At 48.3% G+C, this 14,636-nt stretch carries 15 protein-coding genes; 6 read left to right on the top strand and 9 right to left on the bottom strand.

All coding sequences use genetic code 11. The features are described 5' to 3' along the window. Positions 1-6: 6 nt before the first annotated feature. The 5 genes from IE094_RS12005 to IE094_RS11985 form a co-directional block, all read right to left on the bottom strand. The gene (locus IE094_RS12005; RefSeq protein WP_189640948.1) at positions 7-1,023 is read right to left on the bottom strand and encodes an ABC transporter ATP-binding protein; all 1,017 of its coding nucleotides are present in this window, start codon (positions 1,021-1,023) and stop codon (positions 7-9) included. Next, positions 1,023-2,642: an alpha-amylase family glycosyl hydrolase gene (locus IE094_RS12000; protein WP_189640947.1), complete on the bottom strand. Its 1,620-nt coding sequence runs from the start codon at positions 2,640-2,642 to the stop codon at positions 1,023-1,025. Before IE094_RS12000 ends, IE094_RS12005 begins: the two co-directional genes overlap by 1 nt. Then, a complete protein-coding gene (locus IE094_RS11995; protein WP_189640946.1) occupies positions 2,643-3,860 on the bottom strand; it encodes a carbohydrate ABC transporter permease in 1,218 nt (405 codons plus the stop codon). After that, complete coding sequence (locus tag IE094_RS11990) at positions 3,853-5,052, bottom strand: carbohydrate ABC transporter permease (RefSeq protein WP_189640945.1); 1,200 nt, start codon at positions 5,050-5,052, stop codon at positions 3,853-3,855. Before IE094_RS11990 ends, IE094_RS11995 begins: the two co-directional genes overlap by 8 nt. A gap of 105 nt (positions 5,053-5,157) precedes the next feature. Further along, the gene (locus tag IE094_RS11985) at positions 5,158-6,486 is read right to left on the bottom strand and encodes an ABC transporter substrate-binding protein (RefSeq protein ID WP_189640944.1); all 1,329 of its coding nucleotides are present in this window, start codon (positions 6,484-6,486) and stop codon (positions 5,158-5,160) included. A 157-nt stretch (positions 6,487-6,643) separates the two neighbouring features. Here IE094_RS11985 and IE094_RS11980 point away from each other — a divergent pair, with 157 nt between their 5' ends. Both IE094_RS11980 and IE094_RS11975 read left to right on the top strand, forming a co-directional pair. Continuing rightward, complete coding sequence (locus IE094_RS11980; protein WP_189640943.1) at positions 6,644-7,660, top strand: substrate-binding domain-containing protein; 1,017 nt, start codon at positions 6,644-6,646, stop codon at positions 7,658-7,660. After that, on the top strand, positions 7,660-8,985 hold the full coding sequence (locus IE094_RS11975) for a GH1 family beta-glucosidase (protein WP_189640942.1): 1,326 nt from the start codon (positions 7,660-7,662) through the stop codon (positions 8,983-8,985). The genes IE094_RS11980 and IE094_RS11975 overlap by 1 nt, the downstream gene beginning before the upstream one ends. Here the strand turns inward: IE094_RS11975 and IE094_RS11970 are convergent. From IE094_RS11970 to IE094_RS11960, 3 genes are read right to left on the bottom strand one after another with little or no spacing between them, the layout of a single operon-like run. Next, positions 8,969-9,073 carry a DUF2474 family protein gene (locus IE094_RS11970; protein ID WP_189640941.1) on the bottom strand — a complete coding sequence of 35 codons (105 nt, stop codon included), beginning with the start codon at positions 9,071-9,073 and terminating at the stop codon, positions 8,969-8,971. The two genes, IE094_RS11975 and IE094_RS11970, sit on opposite strands and share 17 nt — an antisense overlap. Continuing rightward, the gene (gene cydB, locus IE094_RS11965; RefSeq protein ID WP_189640940.1) at positions 9,073-10,074 is read right to left on the bottom strand and encodes a cytochrome d ubiquinol oxidase subunit II; all 1,002 of its coding nucleotides are present in this window, start codon (positions 10,072-10,074) and stop codon (positions 9,073-9,075) included. The genes IE094_RS11970 and cydB overlap by 1 nt, the downstream gene beginning before the upstream one ends. Then, complete coding sequence (locus tag IE094_RS11960) at positions 10,067-11,428, bottom strand: cytochrome ubiquinol oxidase subunit I (protein ID WP_189640939.1); 1,362 nt, start codon at positions 11,426-11,428, stop codon at positions 10,067-10,069. The genes cydB and IE094_RS11960 overlap by 8 nt, the downstream gene beginning before the upstream one ends. Before the next feature lie 112 nt (positions 11,429-11,540). Here IE094_RS11960 and IE094_RS11955 point away from each other — a divergent pair, with 112 nt between their 5' ends. From IE094_RS11955 to IE094_RS11940, 4 genes are read left to right on the top strand one after another with little or no spacing between them, the layout of a single operon-like run. Then, positions 11,541-12,005 (top strand): RrF2 family transcriptional regulator, encoded by a 465-nt coding sequence (locus tag IE094_RS11955; protein ID WP_189640938.1) that lies wholly within the window; start codon positions 11,541-11,543, stop codon positions 12,003-12,005. Positions 12,006-12,009: 4 nt separating this feature from the next. Then, positions 12,010-12,441: a YeeE/YedE family protein gene (locus IE094_RS11950; RefSeq protein WP_229802304.1), complete on the top strand. Its 432-nt coding sequence runs from the start codon at positions 12,010-12,012 to the stop codon at positions 12,439-12,441. Continuing rightward, positions 12,441-12,872, top strand: a complete 432-nt coding sequence (locus IE094_RS11945; protein WP_189640936.1) for a DUF6691 family protein — start codon at positions 12,441-12,443, stop codon at positions 12,870-12,872. Before IE094_RS11950 ends, IE094_RS11945 begins: the two co-directional genes overlap by 1 nt. 21 nt (positions 12,873-12,893) lie before the next feature. Beyond that, the gene (locus tag IE094_RS11940; RefSeq protein ID WP_189641050.1) at positions 12,894-13,787 is read left to right on the top strand and encodes an MBL fold metallo-hydrolase; all 894 of its coding nucleotides are present in this window, start codon (positions 12,894-12,896) and stop codon (positions 13,785-13,787) included. Here IE094_RS11940 and IE094_RS11935 read toward each other — a convergent pair. Then, on the bottom strand, positions 13,784-14,542 hold the full coding sequence (locus IE094_RS11935; protein WP_189640935.1) for a DeoR/GlpR family DNA-binding transcription regulator: 759 nt from the start codon (positions 14,540-14,542) through the stop codon (positions 13,784-13,786). The two genes, IE094_RS11940 and IE094_RS11935, sit on opposite strands and share 4 nt — an antisense overlap. Positions 14,543-14,636: the final 94 nt, after the last annotated feature.

Genomic DNA, 14,636 nt, shown 5'->3' with positions numbered 1-14,636 from the left:
ACACAACTAATTTATACGCAGCTGCGTTTTGGGGTCAAAGTGGTGTAAATTATCGTGATCCGCATCAAAGTGAAGCTGATTGCCAAGCGTATGGGTCAGGCCACGTTCGAATTTCACGGTGAATTCACGCCCTGTTTCCGTGCGCAAATATGCCAACGAATATTCGCCCAGTTTTTCGATGAATTCCAATTTGCCAGATACGATAGCGTTTTTTGGCGTGGTAAGTCGCAGATGTTCAGGGCGTACGCCCGTGACGTGGTGCGGCCAATGTTGCACCGTCAAATCCGTTGTTTCGAAGATGTTCATTTTTGGGCTGCCAATAAATTGACCGACAAAAATATTGCGTGGTCGATCATACAGATCAAGAGGGGTGCCGACCTGCTCTACACGTCCATCGCGCAATACGACGATTTTGTCGGCCAAAGTCATCGCCTCTACCTGATCATGGGTAACATAAATCATCGTTGTGTCTGGCATTGATGCTTTTAGATTTGCAATTTCGCGACGTGTCGAAACGCGCAATTCGGCGTCTAAATTGGACAAAGGTTCATCAAATAAAAACACATCGGGTTCACGCACAATCGCACGCCCAATGGCCACACGTTGGCGTTGCCCACCTGACAAGGCTTTGGGCAGGCGGTTCAAATATGGCGTCAGTTGCAAGATTTCAGCGGCGGCCGCAACGCGTTGTTTGATTTCTTGTTTGGGAGTTTTGGCAATTGACAGCGAAAACCCCATATTATCCGCAACGCTCATGTGGGGGTACAATGCATAACTTTGAAAAACCATTGCAATCCCGCGTTTTGATGCGGGTATATTGTTCATTTTTTTATCGCCAATAAACAACGTTCCCGCACTGATGTCTTCCAACCCAGCGATCATGCGCAACAATGTTGATTTGCCACAGCCAGACGGCCCGACAAAGACCACGAATTCGCCCTGCTCAATGTCCAGCGACACATCGTGCATCACTTGCGTTTTGCCGTAAACTTTGTCGATGTTTTGCAATGTAAGTGCGGACATTACGAATTTCCTTTCATTGCAACAAATGCGGCGGCGTGTGGGGCAATGGTTAACGCTCCGTTGCTTAATCGAGGGGTAAATCCACTCGCAGTTAACACGTCGCCAGCATGTTCAAATGGGATTGTTTGTGGTTTGTCAGTGAAATTAAATGCACAGAAAATGTCACCTGAATCCCCGTTTCGAATAAAATCTAGCACCGATTGCGTGGCATTTAACGCCATGGTTTTACCCGACACAAGTGCCGTATGTGATTTGCGAAATTGCAAAAATTGACGATAAAAATGCAGCATACTGTCATTTTTCTCTTCTTGATGGGCAACAGACATTGTCAAATGCTGCGGATCAATCGGAAGCCATGTTTTGTCCGCGCTTGAAAATCCCGCTTGTGCAGTGTCATCCCAAACCATCGGTGTGCGACACCCATCGCGCCCCTTAAATTCTGGCCAAAATGTAATGCCATATGGATCTTGTAATGCCTCAAATGGTACATTGGCCTCTGGCAGACCCAATTCTTCGCCTTGGTAAATACAAGCGGACCCTTCCATCGACAAAAGCAAAGCGGCCTGCATGCATTGTTGTGCATTATCAGTTGCGGTCGATAATCGCGTTGCGTGGCGAACAACATCATGATTGGACAGCGCCCAACACGGCCATCCGTCGGGTGCTTTGTTCGCGAAATCTGACAAAACACTGCGGGTCTTTTGCGCGGTTAGTGGTTCGGGTGATAGGAAATCAAACGCGTAACACATATGTACGCGCCCAGGTTTTGTATATTGACCAACGATATCCAAACCATATTGCGCATCGCCCACCTCGCCAACAATCGTGCGATCATCATATAAATCCATCATCGCGCGCAGGCGTTCCAAGAATCGCAAATTTTCGGGCTGATTTTTGTCATACAGATGGTTTTGATGATTATATGGGTTCACCGCGGGTGCAATGGATGCGTTGCGTTCATCGGGCAACAGCGCGGGATTATCGCGCAGTTTTTGATCGTGAAAATAAAAATTGATCGTATCAAGGCGAAATCCATCCACCCCACGATCCAGCCAAAATTTCACCACATCCAATAACGCATCTTGGACATCTGGATTATGAAAATTCAAATCCGGCTGGCTGGTTAAAAAATTATGCAAATAATATTGTTCGCGCTTTGGCTCCCACTGCCACGCAGATCCGCCAAAAATCGACAACCAGTTATTGGGTGGTGTTCCATCTGGTTTTGGATCGGCCCAAACGTACCAATCGGATTTTTGATTGTAATTCGATTGGCGGCTTTGAACAAACCAATCATGTTGATCGGATGTATGGGACAACACCAAATCAATCATGATTTTCAGCCCCAATTCATGGGCGCGCGCCAACAACGCATCAAAATCATCCAATGTGCCAAAGCTGGGATCAATGGCGCGATAATCGGACACATCATATCCAAAATCTTTCATCGGGGATTTGAAGAACGGGGATATCCAAACGCTATCCACCCCAAGGCTTGCGATATGATCCAAGCGTTGCGTGATGCCATTTAGATCACCCTGACCATTGCCCGTGCTGTCTTGGTACGAACGTGGATAAATTTGATAAATAACGCCGCCGCGCCACCAGTCTTGGCCCATTTAGCCCCCCTTAACCGATCCCGCGAGCAACCCGCGAACAAAATATTTTTGCATGGACAGAAACACGATTAATGGCACGATCATTGAAATGAATGCAGATGCGTTCAACCGTTCCAATTCCGATTTAAACGTACCGATCTGTTTTTGAATTTCGATGGGCAAAACCAGATCGCTGGTCGGGCCCAAGATCAGCGCGACCAACAGATCATTCCAAACCCACAGGAATTGGAATATCCCATATGATGCCAATGCAGGCATTGAAAGCGGCAGCACCAATTTTGTGAAAATTTGCAAATGCGATGCCCCATCAAGACGTGCGCTTTCCATCAATTCACGCGGCAATCCCGCGATATAATTGCGGAGCAAAAATATCGCGAGCGGAAGGCCAAATGCGGTATGTGCCATCCAAAGCCCCGAAAATGTTTTTGCTGGGTAATCGCATTCTTGGCCGCTGCACCATCCCAAACTTGCCGATAAATCTCCCGCCCAATCCGCCAGATTGGCATAGATCGACAACACAGGAATAAACGCCAATTGCAATGGCACCACCAACAATGCAATCACGATGCCCAGCAACAAATCGCGCCCCGGAAATTGCAGCCAGCTAAACGCATAGGCGGCAAATGCAGCAATCAACACGGGAATGATTGTCGCGGGTATGGTGACGATAAATGAATTGATCAATGCGTTTGGGATACGCCCATCTGCAAATGCGCGTTTATAATTGCGCAAACCAAATTGGGGTGGGTGTGCCACGCGCACACCAATGGTTTTACCTGATTTGGTGTATTCGGAAGCAAATGCCCAAACGTAATCACCGTTTTCTTGCAATGTGAACTGTCCATCGCGAATGGTGATGGTGTCACCCGGCGCGGCCACATCGGGGTTTGCGGCACCACTGCCAAACCGTGAAACGCGCCCCATGATATCAAATGTTCTGGGCTCGTTATTTTGCGTGGCCAAATGTTGATCCGCGGCGTTGCGTTCATCAAAAATATTGCCTTTGATCACCCAATCATCGCCAATGCGCTCAATCGCCTCTTTGCCCTTGGTTTTAAATGAATACCCGATTTCATTGGTTTGAAATGCGGTCCAGAACCCTGTTTCATTGGCATGTTTTGTGGATCGCGCCGATGTAATCAATAGGCCCGCAAATGGCACTACCCAAACGAACACCAATAGCAACAGCAACAATGATGCAATGATACGCCTAGCCATTTCGTGCCTCCACCCTGATCCGCCACAAATTGAACAGCATGATGGGTACAATCGTCAGCATTAAAATAATCGCAATTGCCGCGGCCAATTCTGGATCCCGCTGTGAATTGCGCGTTTGTTCCATATACGTGGCAAGCAATAACTTATCGGCCTTGTTCGCGGTCAATGCGAATGGGATGTCAAACACCTTCAATACCAAAATGGTGAGCGTTGTCCAAACCACGACCACAGTGGAATAAATTTGGGGCAGGGTGATGCGAAAAAATGTTTGAACGGGTGTTGCCCCATCTATTTTTGCGGCCTCGATGGTTTCTTGTGGAACGGATCGTAATGCAGCGGAAAAAATCACCATGGCAAAGCCGGTTTGTATCCAAACCAAAATGCCCATCATGTAAAAATTGCCCCAGAATTCCATTTCATACCAAAACCGTGGTTCCACACCCAGTGGGGAGAGCAGGGCGTTTAACAATCCGATCTGATGGGTTGCGGTGCCGCCATCAGCATAAATATTGCGCCAAATCACCGCCGCACCAACAAATGAAATCGCCATGGGGACAAAGATCATTGATTTGGCAAACGTGCCCCATCTTACATTATCCGCCAAAACCGCGATTAACATGCCAAAAATGATACATGTGGTGGGAACCACAAACAGCCACAGCACTGAATTGCGAATAGCCAACCAAAAATTTTCCGATGTTAACACCGTGGCGTAATTGGCTAGCCCAACAAAACCAAGCGTTTGGCGCATATCACCCGCATCGTTTAAAACGGGGTTTCCCAGCGCATCCAGCAATGGGATGTCATTTGTTAAACTGATACGAAATGTTTCGAATGTCGGGTAAACCAAAAACCCAAATAGCAATAAAATCGCAGGGCCGATGAATATCCAAGGTTGGATTGCCTCTGTTATGCGTTGCCCGCGTTCGCTGTCTGCATCGGAAAGCTTGAAATTCATCCAATTGGCCAACCAGAAATATGCAAAACTGATAAACACCGCGATACACACGGCGCGGATGGCAAACAGAATTTTGGAATTTGTACCTGCATCAAATGGCAATATGGGCACCATTGCGGATGATAAATACGAACTGGCCGCAAACAAAAAAATCGCAATCGCGGGCAGAACGATCAGCATGGTTAATGCGATCGCTGTTAACTTTCCTGCGAATTCTGCACCGAAATTTTTCATCTGATTGTGCTTTGCTAAACAGGTTAAAATTTGAACAGGCAACAAATTAATCTTGCTGCCTGCTCGCTACACCACACACGCGCAATCGCGTGATTATGCCGTCAATTATTTAATCGCATCCCAGGCTTTTTGAATATTGTCTGCGGTGGTGTTTGTATCTTGGCCTTGGGTGAATGCGGTCATTTCCGTCCAAAATGCCCCCGCACCAATTTTACCTGGCATCAAATCGGATGCATCAAATCGGAACGTATCCGCAGTGGCCAAGATTTCACCCATTTTGCGCAATGAATCATTGGCATATACGGATGAATCAACACCTTTGTGTGGTGTTAAAAATCCCGTTTGTGCCATCCAGATTTCATGCGCCACAGGCATGGTCAGGAATTGAAACAATGCGTTTGTGGCAGCGGATTCCTTGGTCATGGCCCATACTGTGCCCGCACCCAAAACAGGGCGCCCCAATTCGGCCATCGAAGCAAACGGTGGCAGATAGAAAAAATCTGCTTCGCCGGCCTCTAGCTCTGCACCCTTATTTGGGAAAAAGCTTGGGATAAATGATGCTTGGCGGTGCATATAACATTGGGGTGGTGTAGTGAACAAACCTTTTGGGCTGTCACCGAAAAACGTGGATGCAACCGCACCTGAACCACCCGCAACATAGGCATCATTTTTGACGATGGAACCAAACACATCCATGGCTTTTTTGACTTCATCACTATTGAACGGCAATTCATTTGTGACCCACTGATCATATGCCGTTGGCGATGCGGTGCGCAACATGATGTCTTCCATCCAATCGGTCGCTGTCCAACCAGTTGCACCACCGGATTCAATTCCCAAACACCACGGTGTTCCACCATCGGCGACGATCTGATCTGACAGTGCCATCAACTCTTCCATTGTGGTGGGGATTTCGTAACCTGCGTCTTCGAAATTTTCGGGTTTGAACCAAACCAAGGATTTCACATCAACCTTATAAGCGAATGCGAAAAATTCATCCGCGCCGTCTTTGTTGGCATATGTTCCCAAATCCACCCAAGATTGCCCCGCGCCGTAATTTTCGGCCATCCAGCTGGCCAATCCTTCGTCAAGCGGAACAAGTCCACCTTCTGCTGCAAGGTCGGCGGCAAGACCAGGCTGCGGGAATACTGCAACGTTTGGCGCAGAACCTGATCGAATGTCGGTGACGATTAATTGTTCAAATTCCCCAGATCCCGAATATTCAACATTTGCACCTGTTGCGGCCTCAAAGCAATCCAACACGGAATTCACCAATGTTTCGTCATTGCCTTCCCATGGACCAGAAATGGTTACGGTTTGTCCCGCAAAATCACCCAATCCCAATGCAGGCGCACAGCGATCATCCGCGAGCGCACCGTTTGCGGTGCCAAGCGCGATCAAGCTGGTGGTCGCTGCAATTGCAAAATTCCTCATCTTTTGTCCTCCCAAGAATTGATGAAGTATCCAAAGCGCTTTGGATATTTTCTATAAATGCGCCCGATTACGCGAGTCTGTCAAGGACAATTTGCCTTTGACAATGGGTTATGCAAGCGTTTAATGCTGCTTGAAAAATTTAAATCGCTTTGGAAAAATGAATCTAAAAGAGCTTTCATCATATCTTGGGTTGTCACAAACAACAGTGAGCCGTGCGTTGAATGGGTTTCCAGAGGTGTCGGAAAAAACCCGGCAACGCGTGATCGAAGCGGCGAAAGCTCATGGTTATATGCCATCGCAATCTGCACGGGGTTTGGCCACGGGCAGGGTTGGCGCAATTGGGCATATTATTCCGCTGGGGAAACATCAAATGATCAACCCGCATTTTTCCGATTTTATGGCGGGTGTTGGTATCGCATATGCGGATTTTGGCGTTGATATTGTGATGAAGATCTGTGCCCAAGACCAAGAATTGGCAACCTATCGTAAAATGGTGAAATCAAATCGTGTTGATGGATTTGTATTACAGGGTCCGTTGGTTGACGATCCGCGTATGGATTTGTTGCAAACCATGGGTGTGCCGTTTGTGGTACACGGGCGCAGCGCTGGGGCGACACAGCCCTATAATTTTCTTGATGTCGATAACGAAGGTGCATTTGAACGCGCCACCCAATTCTTGATCGATTTTGGGCATCGCGATATTGCGTTACTCAACGGTTTGGAAACCATGGATTTCGCGCATAAGCGGCGCAAAGGTTTTTTAACTGTTTTACAGGGGGCAGGCATTCCCGTGCGCCCCGAATTGATGTTTTCTCAAGATATGTCAGAGGTTTACGGATACGAAGTGGCGACCAATATACTGGCACTACCCAATCCGCCGAGCGCGATGTTATGTGCATCCAAACTGGTCGCGCTGGGCGTGATGCGCGCAATTGCGGATGCGGGCTTGGTTGCGGGAAAACATGTTTCGGTTGTCACATTTGATGATGATTTTGGTTTTTTAGGCACCCATGCGGCCGTGCCACAAATCACCTGCCTGCGATCATCACTGTACCGTGCGGGTACGCGGGTTGCACATATGATGATGGCTGCGGTTGATGATCCTTTGGGGATTTCCACCGAAATTTGGGAACCCGAATTGGTGGTCGGTAAATCAACGGGGATGAAATTGTAATGCGAATACCGCATGATTTTACGATGGGTGTCGCCACCGCTGCCTATCAAATCGAGGGCACAAATTTTGGTGGCTGTGGCGTCAATCATTGGGATAGCTTTGCCAAATCGGGTGGGACGATCAATGGGGAAAATGGTGCGATTGCGTGCGATCATTTTCATCACTGGCAAACGGATTTGGATTTAATAAAAACAGCGGGATTTGACAGTTATCGATTTTCATTTTCTTGGCCGCGCCTGTTTCCTGACGAAGCAAAAAACCCGAAGGGTTTTGATTTTTATGATCGTCTGATTGATGGCATGTTGGAACGTGGTCTGTCGCCAAGTGCCACGCTATATCACTGGGATTTACCCGAACGGTTCGCTCAAAACGGGGGCTGGGAAAATCGCGACACGGCGGATCATTTTGGTGATTTTGCACAATCTGTTGGCGCGGCATTTGGGGATCGGCTGGATCATGTCGCTACGATAAATGAACCATGGTGCGTGGCGTGGTTATCGCATTTTTTGGGGCATCATGCGCCCGGAAAAACCGAACTAAAATCAGGGGCATTGGCGATGCATAATATTCTTGCAGCGCATGCTGTGGGCATGTCCGCGTTGCGCACCCAAAATGTTCAAAATCTTGGTATTGTTTTGAACATGGAATATGCCCAACCTGCTAGCGATGATGTTGCGGATTTCCGCGCCGCGCAAATTTATGATGGTTTATATAACCGCTGGTTCATTTCGGCGATTTGCAAGGGTGAATATCCCGCCGATATTTTACAATATCTTGAACCCCATATGCCCAAAAATTGGCAAGATGACATGGCGCAAATCAGCCAGAAAGTCGATTGGCTTGGCCTGAATTATTATACGCGTGCGATTATCAAGGACGATCAATCGGGCATCTTTCCATTTGGGGAAACAGTGCGCGGACCTTTGGACAAAACGTCCATGGATTGGGAGATTTACCCTGCGGGTTTAAACTATTTCTTGCAACGAATTCATGATGATTACGCACCCAATCTCCCGCTGTATGTGACCGAAAATGGCATGGCATGGCATGACCAGACCATTGCAGGAAAAGTTTCAGATCAACAACGCATTTCCTATTTTGAATCCCATATCGCAGCGGCATTAAAGGCACGTCAAAATGGTGTTGCGCTGCAGGGTTATTACGCTTGGTCGCTGTTGGATAATTTCGAATGGGCGTTTGGCTATAGTGAACGCTTTGGCTTGGTACATGTAGATTTTGAAACACAAAAGCGCACGCCCAAAGATTCGTGGTATTGGTTTCAAAACCTGTTGTCACAACGTGGTACGATTACAAAAACAGCCTGATCACAAATGCGACAACCGTCAAGCACGCAACGCTGGCCAACCACAGCGCGATAAACCACGCAATTTGTTTCCAAGTTTTATACGCCATTAATGATAGCCCTCATCTGGGTCCATTTTGCCGCGAAACACCCAATAGGCATAGGCCGTGTAACCCAATATCAGCGGCAACAATATTACCGTGCCAACCAATGCAAATTTTAGGCTGCTGTCGGGTGCGGCGGCCTCTTGAATGGACAGGGACGGGGGGATGATATTTGGATAAAAGCTTATCCCGATCCCTGCAAAACACAGGATGAAAATCGATAGGCTTGCCAAAAATGGTGAAACATCTCTGCCTGAACGCAATCCTTTGAACAAAACGTAAGTGGCGCATAACAATAGCACGGGTACGATCATGCTGAACGCCATTTGTGGCCAAGTGAACCAACGTTCAAAATAGACAGGATTTTGTAGCGGAGTAAGCAGGCTGACAATCCCAATCAAACCCAATGTCCCCATCGCAAGAGGTGTCGCATACTTGCGCATCTGTGCGTTCAAATCGCCCTCGGTCTTCATCACCAACCATGTGGCGCCCAGCAACGCATAACCGATCACAACCGCAAATCCTGTGAGGATAGAAAACGGTGATAACCAATCCCACCAACCACCAGCATAGGCGCGATCGGCAACCTTGATGCCCTGAACCAATGCGCCAAGCGCGATGCCTTGGCAAAATGCGGCGGTGGTTGACCCACCGATAAACGCAACATCCCACACGGGTTTCCAGCGTTTCGTGCGCCAGCGAAATTCAAACGCCACCCCGCGAAAGATAAGTGCCAGCAACATCAACGTGATCGGCATATAAAGTGCAGGTAACACAATGGCATAGGCCAGCGGAAAAACCGCGAGCAATCCACCGCCCCCCATCACCAACCATGTTTCGTTACCATCCCAAACGGGTGCCACAGAATTCATCGCCAAATCGCGTTCATGTTCGGTTTTTAGGAATGGGAATAGGATACCTATCCCCAAATCAAACCCATCCATGATTACATATGTGAGTACAGCGAATGCGATAATCGCGGCCCAGATATCTGCAAGGTCAAACATGTGCGATCTCCTTTGGTTCACCGGGGAATGGGTTGTTCTCGGGCACGTATGACATCAGGCGTAACAAATAAAATGTACCCGCACCAAAGACGAAAAAATATGTGATGATAAACGCGATCAATGATGTGGCGACGGCGGGCGCGGCCACAGGCGCCAGCGATTCACTGGTGCGTAACAACCCATAAACGGTGAAGGGTTGGCGCCCAACCTCTGTTGTGATCCAGCCTGCAAGCACCGCGACAAAACCACTTGGTGCCATGATGACGGCAACGCGGTGCAGCCATTTCGCATCATAAAGACGCCCTTGATACCGCGCCCACAGGCTCCAGATTCCAACGCCGAGCATGGCAAAACCAATGCCGACCATGATGCGAAAGCTGAAAAATACGATGGCGATGGGCGGTTCATCCGCATCATCAATCGTATCCAACCCATCAAGGGGTGCATCCAAGTGGTGTTTCAAAATCAGTGACGACAGTTTTGGAATTTGCACGGCATAATCAACACGTTTTTCGGCCTCGTTTGGGATGCCAAACAGAATCAAGGGCGCACCATCTGGGTGGCTGTCAAAATGACCTTCCATCGCCATAACCTTGACGGGTTGATGCTCCAATGTGTTCAGCCCATGCATGTCGCCAACAAAAATCTGAATGGGTGCGACAATCGCCGCCATCCAGAGCGCCATTGAAAACATTTTGCGCGTGGCGGCATTTGTATGATCACGCAACAAATGCCACCCCGCAACGCCCCCCACCACAAACGATGTGGTCAGGAACGCGGCAATCACCATATGCACCAATCGATACGGGAAGGATGGGTTAAACACGATGGCCCACCAATCGTCTGGTATGAATTGGCCTTGGTCGTTCATCGAAAACCCTGCGGGGGTTTGCATCCATGAATTCACCGATAAAATCCAAGTTGCCGACATCAATGTGCCAAAGGCCACCATTGCGGTGGCAAACATGTGTAATTTATGCCCCACACGTTCGCGCCCAAATAACATGATGCCCAAAAAACCTGCCTCTAGGAAGAACGCCGATAACACCTCGTATGCCATGAGCGGCCCGATTACAGGGCCAGCCTTATCCGAAAACACCGACCAGTTGGTGCCGATTTGATACGACATGGTGATGCCCGAAACCACGCCCATAGCGAATGCCACGGCGAAAATCTTTTTCCAATAATCAAACAACACACGATATGTGTCGTTCCCCGTTTTTAACCAGAGCGCGTTGAGCACAGCCAAAAAATTGGCCAGCCCAATGGAAAAGGCGGGGAAAATAATGTGAAATGAAATGGTGAACGCAAATTGCATCCGCGCCAGCATTTCCGCCGAAAATGAATCAAACATCGCTGTTCCCTTTGTTTGGTATCAATTGGCATATTAACGCTTGTAAAAGGCATATTTCAAATATAACTTATTGTCGCAGAAACAACTTGCCACAGTGGTTGATCGTCACAGTATGAAACTTTCTAGTTATTCCAACTTTGCGCTGCGCTCTTTACAAATGGCCGCATTGCATCATCCCGCGTTGGTGCGGGTGGATGATGTGGTGCGCGTCCATAAATTATCGCGCGCTCATATTGTGAAAATCGTGCATGAATTGGGTCGTGCTGGGTATTTGGAAACCGTGCGCGGACGTTCGGGCGGGTTTCGCCTTGCACGTAGTGCGGATCAAATTGTAGTGGGCGATGTTTTGCGCCTGACCGAAGGATCGTTTGAATTGGTCGAATGTTTTAACGCTACAACCAATACGTGCCCCTTGATCGGGATGTGTCGTTTGTCCGATGCGATGCAACGCGCGATGTCGGCATTTATTGCGGTGTTTGATGCGCTTACAATTGCGGATATCTCTGCAAATAAATCACAGCTGTTGGAACGTATCCTGCCATTGGAAAACGCCCCACAGCCACAAGAAAAGGTATAATCTGATGGAAACAGCATTCACTCCATATGTATCATTATTCGGAGGCGTCCTGATCGGGATTGCCGCCGTTTTGATGATGTTGATGCATGGGCGTATTTTTGGTGCGACGGGTATCTTGGCGGGGGCGATTTTTGAACGCGGCCAAGAACAGGTTTGGCGCATTTTGGTGATTGTCGGAATGATTACCGCACCTGCTATCTATCTGCTGATAGCGGGCAGAATGCCCACAATTGATGTGCCAATCACTACACCTGCGATTATCATCGGTGGTTTTTTGGTTGGTGTTGGTGTCACCTTTGGCGCGGGTTGCACTTCGGGGCATGGTGTTTGTGGCATTGCACGATTTTCGCCACGTTCGATCGTGGCCACCATCACATTCATGATCGCGGCCATCGTCACCGTTTACATCATTCGTCATATCATCGGAGCAGCATAATGAAAAATATATCCTATATCATTATTGGCATGATCTTTGGGCTGGGCATTTCCATATCTGGCATGATTAACCCCGCCAAGGTTTTGAACTTTTTCGACATTGCGGGGTTCTGGGACCCATCGTTGATGTTCGTTATGGGTGGCGCATTGATCACCACCATGATCGGGTATCGTATTGTGTTCGGTCGCCATCACCCCATATTCGCAACCAAATTTAGCATCCCAACGCGCAACGAAATCGACACACAGTTAATTGGCGGTGCGGCGGTGTTTGGCATTGGATGGGGCATCGCAGGGTTTTGCCCCGGCGCATCCATTCCCGCCATTGGCAGCTTCAAATCCGAAGTGTTGATTTTTACCGTTGCAATGACCGCAGGAATTTTGGTCGCACGCGCGTTTAAAAACGGCGTATTGTCCAAAGCAAAAGCATAACAAAACCACAGGAGAGGCATGATGCATTCTTATCCCGTTGATATGACCCAGAAACCGCTCATCAAAGGGTTCTTTGATGAGGGCACAAATACAATTTCATATGTGGTGAAAGATCCGGCAACATCGGCCTGTGCGGTTTATGATACGGTGATGGATATTGATTATGCAGCGGGTGAAATAACTTATGACCATGCCGATGCGATCATTACATATATCAGAGAAAAAAACCTGAACCTAGAATGGATTATTGAAACCCATGTCCATGCGGATCATCTGTCCGCGGCCCCTTATATCCAGCAACAGCTGGGTGGGAAAATGGGGATCGGAGACAAGATCACCGTGATCCAAGATACATTTGGTAAAATTTTCAATGAAGGCACTGAATTTGAACGCGACGGGAGCCAGTTTGACGCGTTATTCGCGGATGGTGATACCTATACCATCGGTGATCTAAATGCCTTTGCCATTGCAACGCCTGGGCATACACCTGCGTGTATGGTGCATGTGGTTGGCGATGCGGCCTTTGTTGGGGATACGTTATTTATGCCCGACGGCGGTTCGGCGCGGTGCGATTTTCCAGGGGGTTCGGCGGCGGAGTTGTACGATTCCATACAAACGGTTTTATCGCTGCCCGATGAAATGCGCCTGTTTATGTGCCACGATTATGGCCCAAATGGCCGCGATATTGCGTGGGAAACCACCGTTGGCGAAGAGCGGAAAAACAATATCCATGTTGGCAGCGGAAAAACCAAAGCGGATTTTGTGAAAATGCGCACCGAACGCGACGCAACGCTTTCAATGCCAAAATTGATCATTCCATCACTACAGGTGAACATGCGCGCAGGTAATGTCCCTGCGGATAAGGATGGGAACCCGATGCTGAAAGTGCCGATTAAGGGTTTGAAAAACACCTAGGGCAATATGATCGTGGTGCCCCACTCCTTGCATTTTTTTGCCAATGGCTTGGGTAATTTGCGGTCGGTGAAAAACGTATCAATCGCGCCAAGTGATCCGATTTGTATCGGCGCGCTGCGTTTGAATTTGGAATGATCGGACACCAAAAATGTTTTGCGTGCTTGGCGAATGATGGTTTGGCTGACACCCACCTCTTGGATATCAAAATCCAAAATGTCACCATCATCGTCCAATGCTGAACACCCGATAATAGCCAAATCAAATTTAAACATCTCAATGGCGCGAATGGTCAGATTGCCGATTAACCCGCCATCGGATCGGCGCAAACTGCCCCCCACCACAACGATTTCGCAATCCGCGTTATCGACCAAGATATTGGCGACATTCATGTTATTGGTCACAACCATCAGGTTTTTGTGAAACAGTAATTCACGCGCCACGGCCTCTGTGTTGGTTCCGATGTTGATGAATACGGATGAACCATTTGGAATGCTCGCAGCACAGGACTTGGCGATTTTTGCCTTGGCATCGGCGTTCAATTGGCGGCGTTCTTCGTATCCGATGTTGGATACGCCTGATGGTAATATCGCGCCTCCATGCACGCGTTCCAGTTTCCCTGCATCCGCCAATTCAGACAGATCACGGCGAATGGTTTGCAAAGTTACGCCAAATTTTTCGGCCAGCCCATCGACGGTTACTTTGCCCTCGACGCGCGCGGTCTTAAGGATATCTGGGTGGCGAAAGCTTTGTGACAATGGGGTTCTCCTGCGTGGTGATTAACAGAATATGTTTTCTTTTGTGTGGTTTGCAAGAATTCTGAATCAAAATCGCGATATTCGTGACGTTTTG

Origin of the sequence: Paramylibacter ulvae, assembly GCF_014652655.1 — a bacterium.
GTDB lineage: Bacteria > Pseudomonadota > Alphaproteobacteria > Rhodobacterales > Rhodobacteraceae > Amylibacter > Amylibacter ulvae.
Note: the sequence above shows the minus strand (reverse complement) of the source record. Positions and strands in the feature narration are given on the sequence as shown.

Excerpts from the sequence above, each read along its gene's own strand:
- IE094_RS12000 (WP_189640947.1), bottom strand. The coding sequence starts at position 2,642 with ATGGGCCAAGACTGGTGGCGCGGCGGCGTTATTTATCAAATTTATCCA.
- IE094_RS11950 (WP_229802304.1), top strand. The coding sequence starts at position 12,010 with ATGGAAACAGCATTCACTCCATATGTATCATTATTCGGAGGCGTCCTG.
- IE094_RS11990 (WP_189640945.1), bottom strand. The coding sequence starts at position 5,052 with ATGAAAAATTTCGGTGCAGAATTCGCAGGAAAGTTAACAGCGATCGCA.
- IE094_RS11980 (WP_189640943.1), top strand. The coding sequence starts at position 6,644 with ATGAATCTAAAAGAGCTTTCATCATATCTTGGGTTGTCACAAACAACA.
- IE094_RS11970 (WP_189640941.1), bottom strand. The coding sequence starts at position 9,073 with ATGGCGTATAAAACTTGGAAACAAATTGCGTGGTTTATCGCGCTGTGG.
- IE094_RS11985 (WP_189640944.1), bottom strand. The coding sequence starts at position 6,486 with ATGAGGAATTTTGCAATTGCAGCGACCACCAGCTTGATCGCGCTTGGC.
- IE094_RS11995 (WP_189640946.1), bottom strand. The coding sequence starts at position 3,860 with ATGGCTAGGCGTATCATTGCATCATTGTTGCTGTTGCTATTGGTGTTC.
- IE094_RS11945 (WP_189640936.1), top strand. The coding sequence starts at position 12,441 with ATGAAAAATATATCCTATATCATTATTGGCATGATCTTTGGGCTGGGC.
- IE094_RS11955 (WP_189640938.1), top strand. The coding sequence starts at position 11,541 with ATGAAACTTTCTAGTTATTCCAACTTTGCGCTGCGCTCTTTACAAATG.
- IE094_RS11960 (WP_189640939.1), bottom strand. The coding sequence starts at position 11,428 with ATGTTTGATTCATTTTCGGCGGAAATGCTGGCGCGGATGCAATTTGCG.
- IE094_RS11975 (WP_189640942.1), top strand. The coding sequence starts at position 7,660 with ATGCGAATACCGCATGATTTTACGATGGGTGTCGCCACCGCTGCCTAT.
- IE094_RS11940 (WP_189641050.1), top strand. The coding sequence starts at position 12,894 with ATGCATTCTTATCCCGTTGATATGACCCAGAAACCGCTCATCAAAGGG.
- cydB (WP_189640940.1), bottom strand. The coding sequence starts at position 10,074 with ATGTTTGACCTTGCAGATATCTGGGCCGCGATTATCGCATTCGCTGTA.
- IE094_RS12005 (WP_189640948.1), bottom strand. The coding sequence starts at position 1,023 with ATGTCCGCACTTACATTGCAAAACATCGACAAAGTTTACGGCAAAACG.